This window comes from Pelagerythrobacter marinus (assembly GCF_034375205.1).
Lineage (GTDB): Bacteria > Pseudomonadota > Alphaproteobacteria > Sphingomonadales > Sphingomonadaceae > Pelagerythrobacter > Pelagerythrobacter marinus.
The window spans coordinates 1,795,718-1,809,621 of record NZ_CP139719.1 but is presented as its reverse complement, the minus strand read 5'-3'; the positions used below and the strand labels follow the sequence as shown (position 1 = coordinate 1,809,621).

General features: G+C 62.1%; 27 protein-coding genes and 1 tRNA gene. 10 read left to right on the top strand and 18 right to left on the bottom strand.

Annotation, left to right across the window (positions count from 1 at the left end; all coding sequences use genetic code 11):
• The 3 genes from mltG to T8T98_RS08805 all read left to right on the top strand — a co-directional run bounded on the left by mltG (nt 1) and on the right by T8T98_RS08805 (nt 1,653).
• Nucleotides 1-972, top strand: a complete 972-nt coding sequence (gene mltG, locus T8T98_RS08815; protein WP_251105470.1) for an endolytic transglycosylase MltG — start codon at nt 1-3, stop codon at nt 970-972.
• On the top strand, nt 969-1,487 hold the full coding sequence (locus T8T98_RS08810; RefSeq protein ID WP_251105471.1) for a 2'-5' RNA ligase family protein: 519 nt from the start codon (nt 969-971) through the stop codon (nt 1,485-1,487). The genes mltG and T8T98_RS08810 overlap by 4 nt, the downstream gene beginning before the upstream one ends.
• 89 nt (nt 1,488-1,576) lie before the next feature.
• Nucleotides 1,577-1,653: transfer RNA gene (locus tag T8T98_RS08805), tRNA-Met, on the top strand.
• A gap of 79 nt (nt 1,654-1,732) precedes the next feature.
• Here the strand turns inward: T8T98_RS08805 and T8T98_RS08800 are convergent.
• The 17 genes from T8T98_RS08800 to T8T98_RS08725 form a co-directional block, all read right to left on the bottom strand.
• Nucleotides 1,733-2,731, bottom strand: coding sequence for a tyrosine-type recombinase/integrase (locus tag T8T98_RS08800; protein ID WP_322295591.1), 999 nt, complete (start codon nt 2,729-2,731; stop codon nt 1,733-1,735).
• 174 nt (nt 2,732-2,905) lie between these two features.
• Entirely contained in the window at nt 2,906-3,175 is a 270-nt protein-coding gene (locus tag T8T98_RS08795; RefSeq protein ID WP_322295590.1) for a hypothetical protein, read from the bottom strand.
• Nucleotides 3,168-3,386: a hypothetical protein gene (locus tag T8T98_RS08790; RefSeq protein ID WP_322295589.1), complete on the bottom strand. Its 219-nt coding sequence runs from the start codon at nt 3,384-3,386 to the stop codon at nt 3,168-3,170. The genes T8T98_RS08795 and T8T98_RS08790 overlap by 8 nt, the downstream gene beginning before the upstream one ends.
• A gap of 113 nt (nt 3,387-3,499) precedes the next feature.
• Nucleotides 3,500-4,405, bottom strand: coding sequence for a DHHA1 domain-containing protein (locus tag T8T98_RS08785; protein WP_322295588.1), 906 nt, complete (start codon nt 4,403-4,405; stop codon nt 3,500-3,502).
• Between the two features lie 41 nt (nt 4,406-4,446).
• On the bottom strand, nt 4,447-4,794 hold the full coding sequence (locus T8T98_RS08780; RefSeq protein WP_322295587.1) for a hypothetical protein: 348 nt from the start codon (nt 4,792-4,794) through the stop codon (nt 4,447-4,449).
• Nucleotides 4,787-5,179: a hypothetical protein gene (locus tag T8T98_RS08775; RefSeq protein WP_322295586.1), complete on the bottom strand. Its 393-nt coding sequence runs from the start codon at nt 5,177-5,179 to the stop codon at nt 4,787-4,789. The genes T8T98_RS08780 and T8T98_RS08775 overlap by 8 nt, the downstream gene beginning before the upstream one ends.
• Before the next feature lie 147 nt (nt 5,180-5,326).
• Nucleotides 5,327-5,662, bottom strand: coding sequence for a hypothetical protein (locus tag T8T98_RS08770; protein ID WP_322295585.1), 336 nt, complete (start codon nt 5,660-5,662; stop codon nt 5,327-5,329).
• A 204-nt stretch (nt 5,663-5,866) separates the two neighbouring features.
• A complete protein-coding gene (locus T8T98_RS16340) occupies nt 5,867-6,316 on the bottom strand; it encodes an HNH endonuclease signature motif containing protein (protein WP_407675120.1) in 450 nt (149 codons plus the stop codon).
• Nucleotides 6,317-6,326: 10 nt separating this feature from the next.
• A complete protein-coding gene (ssb, locus tag T8T98_RS08765) occupies nt 6,327-6,761 on the bottom strand; it encodes a single-stranded DNA-binding protein (RefSeq protein WP_407675019.1) in 435 nt (144 codons plus the stop codon).
• Complete coding sequence (locus T8T98_RS08760; RefSeq protein ID WP_322295584.1) at nt 6,761-7,699, bottom strand: hypothetical protein; 939 nt, start codon at nt 7,697-7,699, stop codon at nt 6,761-6,763. The genes ssb and T8T98_RS08760 overlap by 1 nt, the downstream gene beginning before the upstream one ends.
• A 13-nt stretch (nt 7,700-7,712) precedes the next feature.
• The gene (locus T8T98_RS08755; protein ID WP_322295583.1) at nt 7,713-8,471 is read right to left on the bottom strand and encodes an ERF family protein; all 759 of its coding nucleotides are present in this window, start codon (nt 8,469-8,471) and stop codon (nt 7,713-7,715) included.
• A complete protein-coding gene (locus tag T8T98_RS08750) occupies nt 8,461-8,628 on the bottom strand; it encodes a hypothetical protein (RefSeq protein ID WP_322295582.1) in 168 nt (55 codons plus the stop codon). The genes T8T98_RS08755 and T8T98_RS08750 overlap by 11 nt, the downstream gene beginning before the upstream one ends.
• Nucleotides 8,625-8,921 (bottom strand): hypothetical protein, encoded by a 297-nt coding sequence (locus T8T98_RS08745; RefSeq protein WP_322295581.1) that lies wholly within the window; start codon nt 8,919-8,921, stop codon nt 8,625-8,627. The genes T8T98_RS08750 and T8T98_RS08745 overlap by 4 nt, the downstream gene beginning before the upstream one ends.
• Nucleotides 8,921-9,238, bottom strand: a complete 318-nt coding sequence (locus T8T98_RS08740; RefSeq protein WP_322295580.1) for a hypothetical protein — start codon at nt 9,236-9,238, stop codon at nt 8,921-8,923. Before T8T98_RS08740 ends, T8T98_RS08745 begins: the two co-directional genes overlap by 1 nt.
• The gene (locus T8T98_RS08735; protein ID WP_322295579.1) at nt 9,235-9,555 is read right to left on the bottom strand and encodes a hypothetical protein; all 321 of its coding nucleotides are present in this window, start codon (nt 9,553-9,555) and stop codon (nt 9,235-9,237) included. The genes T8T98_RS08740 and T8T98_RS08735 overlap by 4 nt, the downstream gene beginning before the upstream one ends.
• Nucleotides 9,552-10,256, bottom strand: coding sequence for a hypothetical protein (locus T8T98_RS08730; protein ID WP_322295578.1), 705 nt, complete (start codon nt 10,254-10,256; stop codon nt 9,552-9,554). The genes T8T98_RS08735 and T8T98_RS08730 overlap by 4 nt, the downstream gene beginning before the upstream one ends.
• A gap of 185 nt (nt 10,257-10,441) precedes the next feature.
• Nucleotides 10,442-10,813, bottom strand: coding sequence for a helix-turn-helix domain-containing protein (locus T8T98_RS08725; RefSeq protein ID WP_322295577.1), 372 nt, complete (start codon nt 10,811-10,813; stop codon nt 10,442-10,444).
• Nucleotides 10,814-10,909: 96 nt separating this feature from the next.
• Here T8T98_RS08725 and T8T98_RS08720 point away from each other — a divergent pair, with 96 nt between their 5' ends.
• Together T8T98_RS08720 and T8T98_RS08715 are read left to right on the top strand one after the other, a co-directional pair.
• Nucleotides 10,910-11,116 carry a hypothetical protein gene (locus tag T8T98_RS08720; RefSeq protein ID WP_322295576.1) on the top strand — a complete coding sequence of 69 codons (207 nt, stop codon included), beginning with the start codon at nt 10,910-10,912 and terminating at the stop codon, nt 11,114-11,116.
• Nucleotides 11,113-11,421: a GIY-YIG nuclease family protein gene (locus T8T98_RS08715; protein ID WP_322295575.1), complete on the top strand. Its 309-nt coding sequence runs from the start codon at nt 11,113-11,115 to the stop codon at nt 11,419-11,421. Before T8T98_RS08720 ends, T8T98_RS08715 begins: the two co-directional genes overlap by 4 nt.
• A gap of 45 nt (nt 11,422-11,466) precedes the next feature.
• Here T8T98_RS08715 and T8T98_RS08710 read toward each other — a convergent pair whose 3' ends face one another.
• Complete coding sequence (locus T8T98_RS08710; RefSeq protein ID WP_160732394.1) at nt 11,467-11,730, bottom strand: hypothetical protein; 264 nt, start codon at nt 11,728-11,730, stop codon at nt 11,467-11,469.
• 173 nt (nt 11,731-11,903) lie between these two features.
• Between T8T98_RS08710 and T8T98_RS08705 the strand changes: the two genes are divergently transcribed.
• From T8T98_RS08705 to T8T98_RS08685, 5 genes are all read left to right on the top strand, one after another.
• On the top strand, nt 11,904-12,239 hold the full coding sequence (locus T8T98_RS08705) for a DUF3307 domain-containing protein (RefSeq protein ID WP_322295574.1): 336 nt from the start codon (nt 11,904-11,906) through the stop codon (nt 12,237-12,239).
• A 90-nt stretch (nt 12,240-12,329) separates the two neighbouring features.
• Complete coding sequence (locus T8T98_RS08700; RefSeq protein WP_322295573.1) at nt 12,330-12,911, top strand: hypothetical protein; 582 nt, start codon at nt 12,330-12,332, stop codon at nt 12,909-12,911.
• Nucleotides 12,912-13,109 (top strand): hypothetical protein, encoded by a 198-nt coding sequence (locus T8T98_RS08695; protein WP_322295572.1) that lies wholly within the window; start codon nt 12,912-12,914, stop codon nt 13,107-13,109.
• Nucleotides 13,102-13,590 carry a hypothetical protein gene (locus T8T98_RS08690; RefSeq protein WP_322295571.1) on the top strand — a complete coding sequence of 163 codons (489 nt, stop codon included), beginning with the start codon at nt 13,102-13,104 and terminating at the stop codon, nt 13,588-13,590. The genes T8T98_RS08695 and T8T98_RS08690 overlap by 8 nt, the downstream gene beginning before the upstream one ends.
• On the top strand, nt 13,590-13,859 hold the full coding sequence (locus tag T8T98_RS08685) for a hypothetical protein (protein WP_322295570.1): 270 nt from the start codon (nt 13,590-13,592) through the stop codon (nt 13,857-13,859). Before T8T98_RS08690 ends, T8T98_RS08685 begins: the two co-directional genes overlap by 1 nt.
• Nucleotides 13,860-13,904 lie beyond the last annotated feature (45 nt).

Genomic DNA, 13,904 nt, shown 5'->3' with positions numbered 1-13,904 from the left:
ATGCGCCGCAAGGGCTGGCTGGCGATCGGGGTGCTCGGCGCCCTTGCGCTGCTGGCGGTGGTTGTCGGCGCCCGCTTCGCGTTCGGTTCGGCCGAGGTGGAGCGGGACACGGCCTTCATCGTGCCTTCGGGCTCGACGCTGACGGCGGTCGCGCACAAGCTGGAAGACGAAGGGCTGATCTCTTCGGCCGACGGTTTCCTGCTGCGGGCCAAGCTGATCGGCGGGTCGGACCCGATCCAGGCCGGGGAGTTCATGCTGCCGGCCGGAATCGGCCTGGGCGGCATTCTCGAGACGTTCCAGCACGGCGACGTGATCCGGCGCTTCATCACGATCCCCGAAGGCACGCCGTCGGTCCTGGTGCACGAGAAGCTGATGGCGGAGCCTCTCCTGACCGGGGAGATCCCGGTGCCGGAGGAAGGTTCGGTCCTGCCCGACACCTACGACTTCGAGCGGGGGGAGGCGCGCACCGCCGTGCTCGCGCGGATGCAGGCCGCCATGCGCAGTTACCTGGCCGAGGCATGGCCGAGACGCGCGGCCGACATCGCGGTCGACAGCGTGGAGGAAGCGGTCGTCCTCGCCTCGATCGTCGAGAAGGAAACCGCGCTGCCCAGCGAAAGGCGAATGGTCGCCGGCCTCTATTCGAACCGGCTGAAACAGGGGATGTATCTCCAGGCGGACCCGACGATCATCTATCCGATCACCCGGGGCAAACCGCTGGGGCGCCGCATTCGCCAGTCGGAAATCGCCGCGGTCAACGATTACAACACCTATTCGATGGCCGGGCTGCCCAAGGGGCCGATCACCAACCCGGGCCGCGAAAGTATTGCCGCCGTGCTCGACCCGGCCGAAACCGACGCGCTCTACATGGTTGCCGACGGCACCGGTGGGCACGTGTTCAACGCCGACTATGCCGCGCACCAGGACGCGGTCGACAAGTGGTTTCAACTGCGCCGCGAGCGCGGAGAGATGTGAGCGGCGCGCTGATCGTCACGGCCGAGCTGCCGGCCGATCTCCACCGCTGGGCGACACGCCTGCGGACGATGCATTTCCCGCCCGAGCGCAATTTCCTCGAAGCGCACGTGACCCTGTTCCACGCGCTGCCGCCGGGCAGCGAACCGGAGATCCGCAGCCGCCTGGCAGCCGCCGCGGGACAGACACCGCCGGTCGCGGCGCGCCTCGAAGGCGTCATGCCGCTGGGCGGGGGAACCGCCCTTGGCATAGCCAGCCCGGAGATGCTCGATCTGCGCGACGACCTGGCCGACCAGTTCCACGGCTTGCTGAGCATGCAGGACCAGCAGGTGCCGCGCCTCCACGTTACCGTGCAGAACAAGGTTCCGGCCCGCGAGGCGCGCGAGCTCCAGGCGCGCCTCGCGGCCGAGGTCGTGCCGCGCGATTTTCGCTTCGCCGGACTCGTGCTACACCGTTACGAAGGCGGCCCCTGGGCCCCGGTGCAACGGTGGGTGTTCCGGGGCAAAAAGCGAGGTTGACCCGGCGCGGCCCCGGCCCTAAATGCCCCGCCTGTCCCCGCTGCGGCGGGGCCACGCCGAGCTCGCTCCGCGGCCGGCAAGCCCGATGGGGCGGAGTAGCTCAGGTGGTTAGAGCAGCGGAATCATAATCCGCGTGTCGGGGGTTCGAGTCCCTCCTCCGCTACCAGTTTTCGCCACGAAAACAGCACATTGCTGACACTCGCATTTGCGGTGTTCCGAATGGTTTACAATCGAACGTAAACCTTTCATGCCGACAGCCTCTCCGCAAGTGAGATAATCACCCGCTCCTCGTCCACGTAGCGCGCTCGAATCGCGCCCACTCGCTTGGCAGTCCAGCCCATGATGTAGGCCGCTTGATCGTCGGTCAGTCCGGCCATGATCAGGCGGGTGGCAAAGGTGCCACGAAGGTCGTGGATCGTCCTGTCAAACCATGCGGGCTTGCTCTTTTGGAACACGCTTCCGAGGCCGCTGTCGGTCCACGGTTCGCCGCGGCTATTTCGCAGGATCGGACCTTCGCGGCCCTCCAGCTTATCCAGCAATTTGCGCGTCTCGGGCAGAATAGGGATGACCGCGCGGCTCTTGCGCTTGCGCGTTTGCTCGACGATGATGGCGGTGGGGCCGACTTGCGACCAATCCAGGCGCACGAGGTCGCCAAGGCGAAGACCTGTCAGGCCCGCCATCTTCAACGCGTTCCTTAGGTGGGCAGGGGCGCGGGTCATGGCCCGCATGTGCCGCCGCTCCCATATCTGGTCCGCCTTGTTCACCCGGTGCAGCGTGGGAATGCGGGCGGCGACGTTTATGCTCAGGTCGCTTTGATCGACAGCCCACCCCAACAGGGTTGCCATGGTCACCGCCGCCTTATCTGCGGATCGCGGCTGATGCGCCCACGTGTTGCGCCAATTGATAATGTCTTTTCGCATTCGGCGGTCTTCGAATGCCCCGATACGACAAGCTCCGAATCGTTCGGAGATCCGGTCAAGCCACCGGCGATAGTCGCGCTTTGTGGAGTCCGCCAAACGCTCGAAAGCAGGGCTGTGACGGTAGTCGTCAATGATCGCGTCGAACGTGCGCTCCCACCCGTTCGCGGCCTGCGCGCGAGCCTTGGCCGCCTTGTCCAACAGGGCCGTGTCGATCACAGGTTCGTCGATGTCCTGCGTATGGATCCGGGGGCCGCCCCGCCACGCATAGACGTAGTAGCGGAAACCGGCCTTGCGGCGCTTTCGCACGATGTGCAGCTTATGCACGACGCGCCTCTTGCGCCTTCCATAGGTCATAGTCGTTCCCCGGGGATTGTTCCGGGGGGTAGACAGTCACCCCATCCGCACGAATGTCAACCGCGCCTATCTGCACCCCGCACTCGCGCAAGGTGTCGAGCACGCGCTTGACTTCGGCGTTGGGCACTAGGCGGCGGCGAGCTGTCACCTATCCTCTCCCGTGTTGTTAAGGAGGTGACCTCTCGGGGCGAATACTGTTCTGGGCGGCCCGCCTTCTCTGAATTCTAGTCCTACGTCCGCTCCGAATATGTGGACCCCTGAAACACCATCGGGCCACGTAATGATTGCCCCCTCCTCACCAATGAAAACTCCACGCCGCCCCTGCAGATCGCGTCCGCCCAAAATGAACATTCCCAGTCTGTATCTGGCATTGCCGATCCACAGTTTGATACGTTCTGCGATGGTCTTATCCATTGTGGGCCTCCTGGGAAGGCTCCCAGCGGGTTCGGACGGTGATCGCCTTTTTCAGCGTCACGGCTGCATCTTGGGAATAGACGGCGTGATAATGGAGCGCGTCTTTCGGGCAGGTGCTACTGGCGACCAGTAGATCGTCTTCCCACACCTCGTAGGAGACATCCGCCCCCTCAAGTGCTTCGATACGTTCTGCTATCTCTGCTTGTGTCATGGTTACTACTCACTGGATTACAGGGGTTTGGCGATGCCTTCGGCCCGCGCTGTCAGGCTTCGCGGCTCAGCCCGCTGCGCGGTCTTCGGCCAAGCTGGCATCGCTATCGCGGGTCATGCCAACGGAACTCCAAAGCCTGCCGCATTGCGATGCCCTCCGCCGCCAAACTTGCGGGCAATCTCAGACACGTCGAGACGTTCATCGCGGGAGCGAAGTGAGAAGCCGCGCGACTTTCCTTGGTCAGAATAGCATGCGACGAAGGGCGCTTCGGGATGGTCTTCGAGCAACTTGTGCCCCACCTCGCTGGCGAACATAGGCGGGCAGTTACAGAGAGGGACCGTGTGGCCGCCAATCTCCCCTTTGCGCGACAGGCTGGCTATCTCGCTTACCTTCTGATCGAAAAACCTCTGCATAGCACGAGCTTCGGCTAGAAGCCGCTCGCTGCCTCGACCGTCCATCAGCTCCTGATTAATAATTTCCCAACGCTCAAAGTCGAAGGGTTCACTGCGCAGCCATAGCCCGAACGGCTTGGTGTCGTCGAAGTTGAAGCGCCAAAGATCGCGATCTTCGATAAGCTCTATAAGGCGCGGGGCGGGTTGTTCGTGGCAGAATTCCCACACCATACGAGCGCCAGAGCGGTTCATATCGAACTGTGCGGCGATTGGTTGACCCACATGATCGTCGATGTGGCGCACCGCCTTCATTGGGTCATCGTCCGCCCAGAAGTCGCCGCTCACGTCTTCAAACGTCCATGGCGCTAGCTCTGCCTCGGCGGTCTGGTGGTGGTCGAGAACAATCACCGACCTGGCCTGCTGACCGAGCGCCTTCATCGCATCGCGTTTATAGCTAAAATCGCCAATCAGGACGTGCTTTCCGGCGAGGTCGTTAGGGGCTTCTTGCCCATAGCTGACTGGTCGATACTCGACCGTCTCGCCCCACTTCATCCAAGCGGCCCACGCCGCGCCGAATCCGTCTGCGCAATGCGCGTGATACAGCATAATGTCAGGCTGATATCCCATCTTCACTTCCCCTTATCCTGCCAGCGCCATCGCTTCCGCGATCAACGCAGGTTCATTTGTGCGCGCTTCGTCGCATTGGCCGTGCGCCATGCTTCGAACTTCATGCGTTTTGCCTCGGCTTGGGCGCGCAGGGTTTCGGCCTCCATCGCGGCAGCCTCCCAATCATTGACCGCCAGCTCGTAAACCGGATCGGCCTCTGCCATCTGTTCCGACGCGCCAGCGGCGTTCCCATCCGCCTTGTATTTAACGAATAGGGTGGCGCGCACCCGCTTCCGGCGGTAATCTTCTCGTTCCGCACGAACCTTCGCTTGGCCTGCCGCAACGAACAATTCTTCCGCCTCGGCAATGGCTCGTTCAAGGTCCGCAGCTTGTGTTGCGATCTCACCCATTCTCTTTCTCCGGCAGTATCCCCATCGCCACGCTTTCGGCCTCCAGGCGCTCAGCCTCGGCCAGCAGGTCGATCCCCCATTCCTGATAAAACCCCCGGTGCCCCAGCGCTTCGACCGACATTTTCGGGCCGTGCTGGTGCAGGTGATACTCAGGCGCGAGCGGCACGATCAGGCGATGCGACCGCGCAAACCGGCCCATCGCAAACGCAAACCCGGTAACGTGGTGCAGGGTGACGGGGCGCTTGCCCGAAACGAGGCACGGCAGGGACGCTACCCGGTCCATATGCCGCTGTTCTGCCCGCGTGGGCTTGGCACCAGCCTTAGGCTTGATACGCCCGTGCTTCGGCACCTTGGGGAGGGGGCCTTGGAAGGTCACTCCGGCCACCTCGCCGGTTCCAGGCCAAGCCGCTCGCGTATCTCGTCGCACCGTGCGCGGATCGCTTCCCGCTCCCGGTCGCGCTTTACAGCATTGCCCAGCTTGCCAATCTCACTGGCGGTAGGGTGGCGGCGGAATAGGTCTAGGAAGCGCATGTTACTGGCCTCCTTTGGGCGCATCCTGGCGGACCGCGCCCTCGTGAACCGAGCCGGTTCCCGTCTCGGCCCTACGGGCTTCGATCGCTTGCGCGACTTCAGCGCGGACAATCTCGTCGAGTTCGGGACGGATGGTCTTGAATTTATGCACCACGTTAATTTCGGTGCGCGTCTCGTTCATCACCATATCGGCTAGACACTGCGCCCAACGGTCATTTTCTTTGACTCTGGCGCGTTCGGCATAATTCTCAAACGCCCCCAGTATGACGAGGCCACCGAAAACCGAGAGGATGATATTCGGCTCGTCGTTGGCGACACCTGCCATCAGCAGGAACATTCCCGCTATGGCGGTGCCGAATGGCCCTACCCAGGTCGCGAAAGCTCGCCACGCGCTAGGGATGGAAGCCCGAAGGGCGGAGACGGCCTTGCTGGCTCCGTTCACGACAGCCCGGTCGGCGTCAGCCGAAGCGCTCATTGAACCCTGTTTCGTCATCGGTAACCACCGGGACGGCTTTCACCGCCCCGGCCCCTCGTTGTGGAACTAAGCTGCTTGATCGTCTCGCTGAGCGGCTGCACGCCTCTTGCCCGCCATGATCCTCTGCATCCGCTCTGGGGAGCGAAGGTAGGCCTTGAACTTAGGCATGTTCAGGTTCTCCTTTTGAGTCCCCCACTTGAGGTTCTCTGGGCGATTGTTGTGAGCGTTTTCGTCCAGGTGGATCACGACTGCTTCGGGGAAGGGCTTCGGGCCGTGGAAGGCCTCGCAAACCGCCCTGTGGACCTTTATGTTGCCGAAGAACCTGGAGTAGACGCCGCGATAGCTGTGCGACGCATCTTTGTTGGCCCGAGTGACCACCCCGCGCACCGGCTTCGGTGTGTAGAGTCGGTATCCACCATGGTGCACCGGTGCATGACGAGGCGGCAGTAAAAGACGCCCCTCAGTGCTCGCCAGGACTCCGGGGAGGCTCGGCACGGGTTTCCAAAACTCAGGCATTTTCAATCACCTAAAATGGGATCGAGTCGTCGAGGTCATCGGCAGGCGCGTTCTGTTGCCAGTCGCCACCGGTGTTGGATGTGCTGCCGCCGCCGGGCGCACCGTCGAGCATCACAAGCTTCGCATCGAAGCCCTGCAAAACGACCTCAGTGGAATACCGATCGTTGCCCTGCTGGTCCTGCCACTTGCGCGTTTGGAGCTTGCCCTGCACGAAAACCTTGCTGCCCTTGCGGAGATATTCGCTGGCGACACGAACAAGGCCTTCGTTGAAGATCGCTATCGAATGATATTCGACGCGCTCCTTCCGTTCGCCGGTGTTCTTGTCCTTCCAGCTTTCGTTTGTCGCGAGGCGGAAGTTGGCCACGCTGCCACCGTTCTGGAAGCTACGGGTTTCCACGTCGGCACAGAGATTGCCGAGCAGGCTGACTTGATTGAGCGATGCCATTATGCTGCCACCTTTGTTTTGTTGATCGTGAAGCCAGGAATTTCACGAACGCCACGGCGCACGTCCTCATCCGCTAGCTGTTGGAGAAAAGCCTTCACCCGGTCGGGTTGGGCCTTGGCGTAGTGAACAAGGGCCTTGCCGCCCTCGCCTTCATTTAGTGAGGCAGTCCAAACGGAGCGCAGACCTGACGCGCGAAAAGCGCCCTTGGCTTGCGGCTTCTCTCGCTCGACAACCTTAAGCGTAGCGGCGGCTTCCTCTGCGGCGGCTAGTAGGTCGTCAGCCTTGTCCATTTCGGACAGGTCATCGGACTTCTTCGCCTGCTCGCGAGCGGCAAGGGCGGCTGCCTGCTTGGCATCGGCTTCCTCTTTGGCCTTGCGTTCGCGCTCGCGCTTTTCCTCGTCCAGCTTGTTGAGCCAAGGCGTAAGGAGGTTGGCGAGGGCGCGGTCAGCCTTGCTTACGCTGCCCGGCTTCTTGTTCTTCAAGGGCGCGATGTATTCGTTGTATCGCCCCTGAATCTCGGCTATCGCATCGTCATACGGCTTTTTCTCAGCAACGCGCGCCTTGTCCGCCAGTCGGGCGGCTTCCTGGAGCATCCGGCGAAGGTCACTTACCTTGTCGGCTTGTTCTTGTTTCGAGATCGGCTCGCCATCCGCCCAATTCTCTGCTTCGGTAAGCAGATCGTCCATGTGGACCTTGACCGCCTCCCACTCCGGCTTGATTTCTTCTTCGGGCGGGGGATTGTTGCCGCCGATCTGGGCGCGCGGGTTCAGCTTTTCCTCGGTCGCCTCGGTTTCGAGCTTCGACACATGCGCGTCGAGAGCGTCGATTTCCGCTGTGCGCTCCGGTTCGGTGCGGCGCAGCTTATTGAGCGCGTTCTTCGCGTAGGACAGGGGCATCCCGGCGATTTCGACCGGCCCCTTGCTTGATTTGTAGATCACTGGTCCGGTCCTCCTAGTAGGGAATTTGATCTTCGAGATCTGCGAATTCGTCCGCAGGCTCTTTCGAAGCTTTGGCGTCGGTTTCCGCCTTCGCCATCGCGGCCAGCTTCTCATTGAGCTTGCCGATGACATCACCATATTGCTGCTGGTTAAGCTGACGCAGGTCCTTCACGCGGTAGTGCTTGAGCATTGCCCCGGTGTCGGCGCGCGTCGCCTTGATTAGCTGCTGGAGCTTGGCGAACTCGGCGTCGGGCATGCCGTCTGGCCCGGCCTCGCGGCTCTCAACCCTGCGCGCATGCTGCGCTCGCGCCGCGACCTCGGGCGTGGATGCGTCGGCATCGTTGTCGCCTTCGGTCGGGATTGCGAATGCCATGAATGCGGCGTATTTGTAGGCGGCGGACATGGCCTTGTTCGTGGCCTTGTCGCTGCGGTCCATCGCCTCGCCATAGGTGCGGATGGTGTGAACGCTGCCGTCCTCCGCAGCGACGAAATCGAATTCCGCCGTCACGGTGACATAGAACATCGGATCGCCCTTCTTGCTGACCCGCTCGACGCTCTCGCGCTCGATGATGCGCGGCAGAACACAGAGGCCGTGCTTTGCGAGCAAGGGGCCGAGTGCGTTGTAAACCGCGTCGATCCCGCGAAACTTGTAGCGGTCGAAGGTGTTCTCGCTGTCCTTGCCGATACCGGTCTGGGCCAGTTCGCCCTGGACGGCAGCGATGCGTTGATAAACGACAGGCCCGGGAGCCTTGATCTTGGACTCAGCGCCCATCGTCTTTCTCCTTATTGATTGATTTCCATGTGGAGAGGGTTTCGCGGGCACGCTCCCGCCTCAGCCTGAAAAACAGTGCATCATCTTTCGACTGCGGAAGTATCTGCCCGATCTGCTGCATCGGGTTACTGGACGTGTGGATGCGAAGGCTGGTCACAGGTATTCCTCCTCTTTCGGCCATTCCGCCTGGAGTTCTTGCCAACGCTCCTCGCCCATCTCTTCACGGGCTTGATCGGCAATGTCTTGAAGGCGGCCCATCGTGGGCAGGGTGCTAATGGCCATGCCCTCAAGAGCGCGGGTGTTCGTGTCGCTGGTGCGCTCGTGGATGTGCAGGACGCCGGGGCGGTCCTCTACGGCCTTGCCAATCCGGTAGTGCAGGTCCGATAGGGACATGCGCGATATGTCGTCCTGACGGGCGCACAGCCGTTCGTAGTGGGAGCGGCGGGGCATCACAGCCTCCCTTTGCTCTGGCAAAGATCGTTCGGGTGGATGCGAGAGGGGTTGAAGCTCGCCAGCGGGAAGCCATCCCCGTCCAGCGGGTGGCCTTCCTCGTCGATGTTCAGCCGCCAGCGCAGATCGTCCATTTCGTCCAGCGCCCCGGCGGGCACGACAGCATCGAACGCTTCACACAGGGCGAGGCGGAGAAACATCGTCGTGGCCTTCGCGTCCTGCGGATCGCTACGGGCTGCCTCGGCATATGCCTGTGCAGCGCGAGCAAGGGCGTCAGCGTCGTGAACGGTGCGATCGATAGTGCTGAGGGCGTTCATACTTCACCCCGTGCCTTGGCGATGACGGCGAGAGCGCGCTGGATCCGCTCGCACAATGCATCGTGATTGATGGTGAGCGTGTTCTCGCGATTGCGCAGAGAGTCTGTCAGGTCGCGAACGAAGCCATCAAGCTCCCTCAGCAGCTCCGGCGCGGCTGCGGCTTTCAAGGCGTCCGCCTCGGATGCGCAGTCGCTGGAGAATAGGCGGAACGTGCGCCCCCCAATCGGGGCGGACATGATGTGGAAGCCATCGCCGTAGAACTTCGGTTTTACCGACCACGGCGTATGCCCTGCGCGTTCTTCGTTGGGAGTGGTCATGCCGCCTCCCCCGGAACAAAACCGAGGCCGTAGTCAGCCGGGCGCAGAGGAATGTCGTCCAGCGAGTTGATGCCGAACATGGGGAGAAGGAAAGGCTTGCGTCCACGCTGGCGTAGCAGTTCGAAGCCTTGAATTTCCCCTGCGGCGCCCCCTGCGGCGTCCCATGCGGCGCCCCCTGCGGCGTCCCATGCGGCGGCCCCTGCGGCGGCCCCTGCGGCGGCCCATGCGGCGGCCCCTGCGGCGCCCCCTGCGGCGTCCCCTGCGGCGGCCCATGCGGCGTCCCCTGCGGCGTCCCATGCGGCGGCTACTTCCCGCCAGCGCTTGCCGTCGAAATTGTGGAACATCCACCAGAAGTCGAGCAGCTTGCTCCACTGGTCGCCGAGAACCTTGCCGGGATCACGCAGGACCACCGAGGGCGCGCCATCGGCCCTGTCGTTGATGTTGCGAAGGAGGACCGCATGAGCGCGACTGATGTTCAGCAGCTTGGCGACTTCGGCGTCGGCCTTGGCTTGATCTTCGATGTCGCGGATGCTCTGCGGCGTCCAACCGCCAGCCAGCACAAGAACCTGCCCTTGCGCGCACATGCAGCCGATGTTGTCGGGATCGGCCTCGTAGGCATCCCAGTCGATCAGCTTGCCCTTGTAGGGGCGGCCTTCGGGGCTGTCCCAGCGGTCGAAAACTTCCTGTAGCGCGATTGCCATGCTTCACCTCTCTATCGTGATGCCGTGCATCACCTGTTGAGAGGTTTATTACGCCGGGTGTAAGCGTTCCGTCAAGTGAAATCTTACATCAGGCGTAAGTTTTTTCCCACCCCTTCGAATCAGCGCGGGAGGGCGCGCACAAAAAACCCCGCCGAAGCGGGGCGCTAGGGTCCGATGGTGGTGGGCTAATCCAACTCGTGCTCTATCTCTTTTGGCTCGACGCTCCGCATGGCCTCGATCACCTTAAGCGCGGCCTCGGCCTGGCTCTGGGTAAGACCCTCTATCGCGCGCATAACGCCTAGCGTTCCCGCGAAGGGGTTCACCACAAGAAGATCGCGCGGGTCTTCTACCTCAAACACCTCGGCCAGTGCCGCGAGCAGAGCCATGTTAAAGTTTTGGCTTCCCTGTTCAACGCGGGAAAGGCTGGCCTCAGTCGTTGGGAATTTCTCGCGGCTGTTTTCGCGGTTCTTTATCTCGCCCAGACGCTCGATCACCTCACGCTGCGTAAGCGCGCGAAACTTCCGCCAATGACGGATGTAGGACCGATGCTTTCCCATGACTTCCCGTATCGGCCCATTAGCGAGCGCTGGGAACGACACCGGGTGTAAGTTTTCGCTTGCGCCGGACTTACATCCGGTGTAAGTGCGTAACTCATGACACTGGATCAATTTCTCAAGGCCCCGAACGCGCCCAGCGCGGCGGAGTTCGCGAAATCTGTGGGCGTCAGCGAGGTATCGCTCTGGCGCATCCGCAAGGGTGAGCAGAACTGCACCCGAGACACGATGCGGGCGATCATTGCCGCGTCTGGTGGTCGGGTGACGGCCGAATCTCTCGTGCACGCGCCGGGGGAGGCCGCATGAGTGTCTATTTCATGACATGCCGCTCCCTCGGGCAGGTCAAGATCGGCCACAGCTGCAATCCGCAGCGCAGGCTGGAAACCCTGCAAAGCGGTTGCCCCATGCCGCTGGTTATTGAAGCCACCATGAGAGGCGGTCGGGCGCAGGAAATGGCGCTTCATAGCCGGTTCGCCGCGCATCGCCGCCAAGGCGAATGGTTCGAGCTGACCCCCGAAATCGACGCACTCATTACCGAGCGCCGCCGTGCCCAGAACGACAAGTGGTTCAAGCGGCAGGGGCTGGTGAGCGAACTGGAGAAAGCAGCATGACCCACCCTTATATCGTCGGCAATCGCCCGCCCGAATGGTTCGACCCTAACTGGATCGCAAACGCTCGCGCACACCCGCCCAAAAAAGGTCCATCCTTTGGCCTGCGGCTTCTTGTGCTTGTCGGGTTTGCTCTGGCGACAATTCCTCTCCGAAAACTGTCGCGGGGAGGGCGGTAAATTGCCTGTGCATTTCCTCGGCCAGCCCTTCGCAGTCGTCAATCGGATTGTCGGAAACCCGGTGCAGCCAAGTGGCCACAAGGTTTTCGAGAATGAAGTTGATCTTGCTGAGTTCGATACTCGTGGCGTCCATGTCGGTCCCTTTCGTGCGTCACCATCGCAGGTTCGCACGATAGCCGAAGCCGGGGGTGTAGCAAGTGCCCCCGGCGGAGGTGCCGCATGACCCCCGACAAGCCGCTTCCCCCGATCCTGCACGAAATACCCGACGTGATCGCGGCGGGCATCCACCCCAAACGGGAGGACTGAATGAACGATATCGCTATGATGGCCGTGGCTCTTGTCGCTGGTCACGCTCTCGCAGACTATCCTTTGCAAGGCGATTTTCTCGCCAAAGCCAAGAACCGCGACAATCCTATCCCCGGCGTGCCGTGGTGGCAGGCCCTCGCGGCCCATGCTGCCATTCATGGCGGCTTCGTCGCGGCTATCACGGGCGTCTGGTGGCTCTTTTTCGCAGAGTTCGCGGCCCATTGGCTTACCGACGACGCAAAATGCCGGGGCAGGATCAGCTTCAACGCCGATCAAGCGATTCATCTCGTCTGCAAAGCGTGGTGGATTCTGATCGCCGTAGCGGTGGCATTCTAAATGACTGGCCTCGACGGTCTTAGCATCATTGCGATCATTCTCGCGGCAGTCCTCATTATCGCGCTCTTTACCGAGCCGGGGAGGGCTTAGGTGCGTATCCTCGTCGCCTGCGAATATTCCGCAATCGTCCGCGACGCCTTCCGGGCACGTGGTTTCGATGCGTGGTCTTGCGACCTGCTGCCAACCGAGGGTGACCCGCGCTGGCATATCCAGGGCGACTGCCTTCCCCTGCTTGGCGAGGGCTGGGACATGCTCGTTTGCTTCCCTCCCTGCACGCATCTGGCCGTCAGTGGGGCGCGCTGGTTCAAGGATAAGCAGGCCGAACAAGCCGAGGCACTGGATTTCGTTCGCACCCTGCTTGGCGCACCTATCCCGCACATCGCGCTGGAAAACCCGGTCAGCATCATCAGCTCGCGCATCCGCAAGCCCGACCAGACCATCCAGCCCTGGCAGTTTGGCCATGGCGAGGTGAAGCGCACCTGCCTGTGGCTCAACAACCTGCCGCGCCTCAAACCCACGGACATTGTGGAGGGCAGGGAGGCCCGGGTCCACAAGATGCCCCCCGGCCCCAACCGCTGGAAAGAACGCTCCCGAACCTTCCAAGGCATTGCCGACGCGATGGCCGCTCAGTGGGGCGATTACCTTCTCAGCCTTAACAAGAGGGCCGCATAAATGCCCCCTGTAATCATCGATGACGGTGACGTTCGCGGCGCATGGGCTGACGCTATCCGCCACAGTGCGCTGATCGAGATCGCACCCGATACTTTCGCCAATTTCACGCACGACCCGAGCGGCCGCCACCCCAATGGTGACGATCTCGCCGGGCCGTTTCTCCATCCTTTCCATAATTCGGAGATAGCCGATGGCTGACAACGGTTCAGCGGAATTAGTCCCGCTCGTTTCACACGAACAAGTTGAGAACGCTTTCTGGAACGCCCTGCGCATGTTCGTGGGGAGGGGCAAGCGCCACAGCGCGGAAGAGATCGTCAGGGGCGCTGGTGTCCATCGCAGGACGCTAGACTGCTACCGGGGCTATCCCATCGGGCACCCTGACCACCGCCCGCTCGACATCGCTCAGAAGTTCTCAATCGCCAGCTTCATCGGCGCAGACCTCACTAGCGAGTGGATCGGCTTCATCGGTCAATCGGCATACGATCTGCCCGACATTGAGCCCGATCCTGGCGAGCTTGCGGCAGATACGAGCGAGGATACCGCGAGGGTCGTTCGCATGGCCTCTGACCGGACCTTCGACGACGATTGCCCGGTCCAGCTTCGCGAAACCGGAAGCCGGCTGATGAAGCACGGTGCGCACCTTGTTTCGCTCGGCACTCGCGCCCGGAGGCGTGCGTGATGGCGGACTGGCAGAAAGGCGATTTGGCGCTGTGTGTGGATGATAAGCCTTCCCCGCTGGGGCAGCACCCAGCGAGGAAAGGCCGCGTCTATACGGTTTCGACCGTTGTTTTCGGATACGACTCGCTGGGGCTTACGTTCGAAGAGATCGACCACCCGAATGCTGTGGGATATTACGCAAGTCGCTTCCGCAAGGTCACCCCTCCCAAGGCAGACGAGTTCGACCGCGAAGTCATCGACCTCATGAACCGCAAGCCGGTGGAGGTCTAACCATGCACGACACCAACGGCGCTGAACTGGCGGGCTGGGAATCCG

Excerpts from the sequence above, each read along its gene's own strand:
- T8T98_RS08755 (WP_322295583.1), bottom strand. The coding sequence starts at position 8,471 with ATGGGCGCTGAGTCCAAGATCAAGGCTCCCGGGCCTGTCGTTTATCAA.
- ssb (WP_407675019.1), bottom strand. The coding sequence starts at position 6,761 with ATGGCATCGCTCAATCAAGTCAGCCTGCTCGGCAATCTCTGTGCCGAC.
- T8T98_RS08725 (WP_322295577.1), bottom strand. The coding sequence starts at position 10,813 with ATGGGAAAGCATCGGTCCTACATCCGTCATTGGCGGAAGTTTCGCGCG.
- T8T98_RS08735 (WP_322295579.1), bottom strand. The coding sequence starts at position 9,555 with ATGACCACTCCCAACGAAGAACGCGCAGGGCATACGCCGTGGTCGGTA.
- T8T98_RS08685 (WP_322295570.1), top strand. The coding sequence starts at position 13,590 with ATGGCGGACTGGCAGAAAGGCGATTTGGCGCTGTGTGTGGATGATAAG.
- T8T98_RS08695 (WP_322295572.1), top strand. The coding sequence starts at position 12,912 with ATGCCCCCTGTAATCATCGATGACGGTGACGTTCGCGGCGCATGGGCT.
- T8T98_RS16340 (WP_407675120.1), bottom strand. The coding sequence starts at position 6,316 with ATGCCTGAGTTTTGGAAACCCGTGCCGAGCCTCCCCGGAGTCCTGGCG.
- T8T98_RS08740 (WP_322295580.1), bottom strand. The coding sequence starts at position 9,238 with ATGAACGCCCTCAGCACTATCGATCGCACCGTTCACGACGCTGACGCC.
- T8T98_RS08745 (WP_322295581.1), bottom strand. The coding sequence starts at position 8,921 with ATGCCCCGCCGCTCCCACTACGAACGGCTGTGCGCCCGTCAGGACGAC.
- T8T98_RS08795 (WP_322295590.1), bottom strand. The coding sequence starts at position 3,175 with ATGGATAAGACCATCGCAGAACGTATCAAACTGTGGATCGGCAATGCC.
- T8T98_RS08790 (WP_322295589.1), bottom strand. The coding sequence starts at position 3,386 with ATGACACAAGCAGAGATAGCAGAACGTATCGAAGCACTTGAGGGGGCG.
- T8T98_RS08730 (WP_322295578.1), bottom strand. The coding sequence starts at position 10,256 with ATGGCAATCGCGCTACAGGAAGTTTTCGACCGCTGGGACAGCCCCGAA.
- T8T98_RS08780 (WP_322295587.1), bottom strand. The coding sequence starts at position 4,794 with ATGGGTGAGATCGCAACACAAGCTGCGGACCTTGAACGAGCCATTGCC.
- T8T98_RS08715 (WP_322295575.1), top strand. The coding sequence starts at position 11,113 with ATGAGTGTCTATTTCATGACATGCCGCTCCCTCGGGCAGGTCAAGATC.
- T8T98_RS08710 (WP_160732394.1), bottom strand. The coding sequence starts at position 11,730 with ATGGACGCCACGAGTATCGAACTCAGCAAGATCAACTTCATTCTCGAA.
- T8T98_RS08705 (WP_322295574.1), top strand. The coding sequence starts at position 11,904 with ATGAACGATATCGCTATGATGGCCGTGGCTCTTGTCGCTGGTCACGCT.
- T8T98_RS08720 (WP_322295576.1), top strand. The coding sequence starts at position 10,910 with ATGACACTGGATCAATTTCTCAAGGCCCCGAACGCGCCCAGCGCGGCG.
- T8T98_RS08770 (WP_322295585.1), bottom strand. The coding sequence starts at position 5,662 with ATGTTCCTGCTGATGGCAGGTGTCGCCAACGACGAGCCGAATATCATC.
- T8T98_RS08785 (WP_322295588.1), bottom strand. The coding sequence starts at position 4,405 with ATGGGATATCAGCCTGACATTATGCTGTATCACGCGCATTGCGCAGAC.
- mltG (WP_251105470.1), top strand. The coding sequence starts at position 1 with ATGCGCCGCAAGGGCTGGCTGGCGATCGGGGTGCTCGGCGCCCTTGCG.
- T8T98_RS08690 (WP_322295571.1), top strand. The coding sequence starts at position 13,102 with ATGGCTGACAACGGTTCAGCGGAATTAGTCCCGCTCGTTTCACACGAA.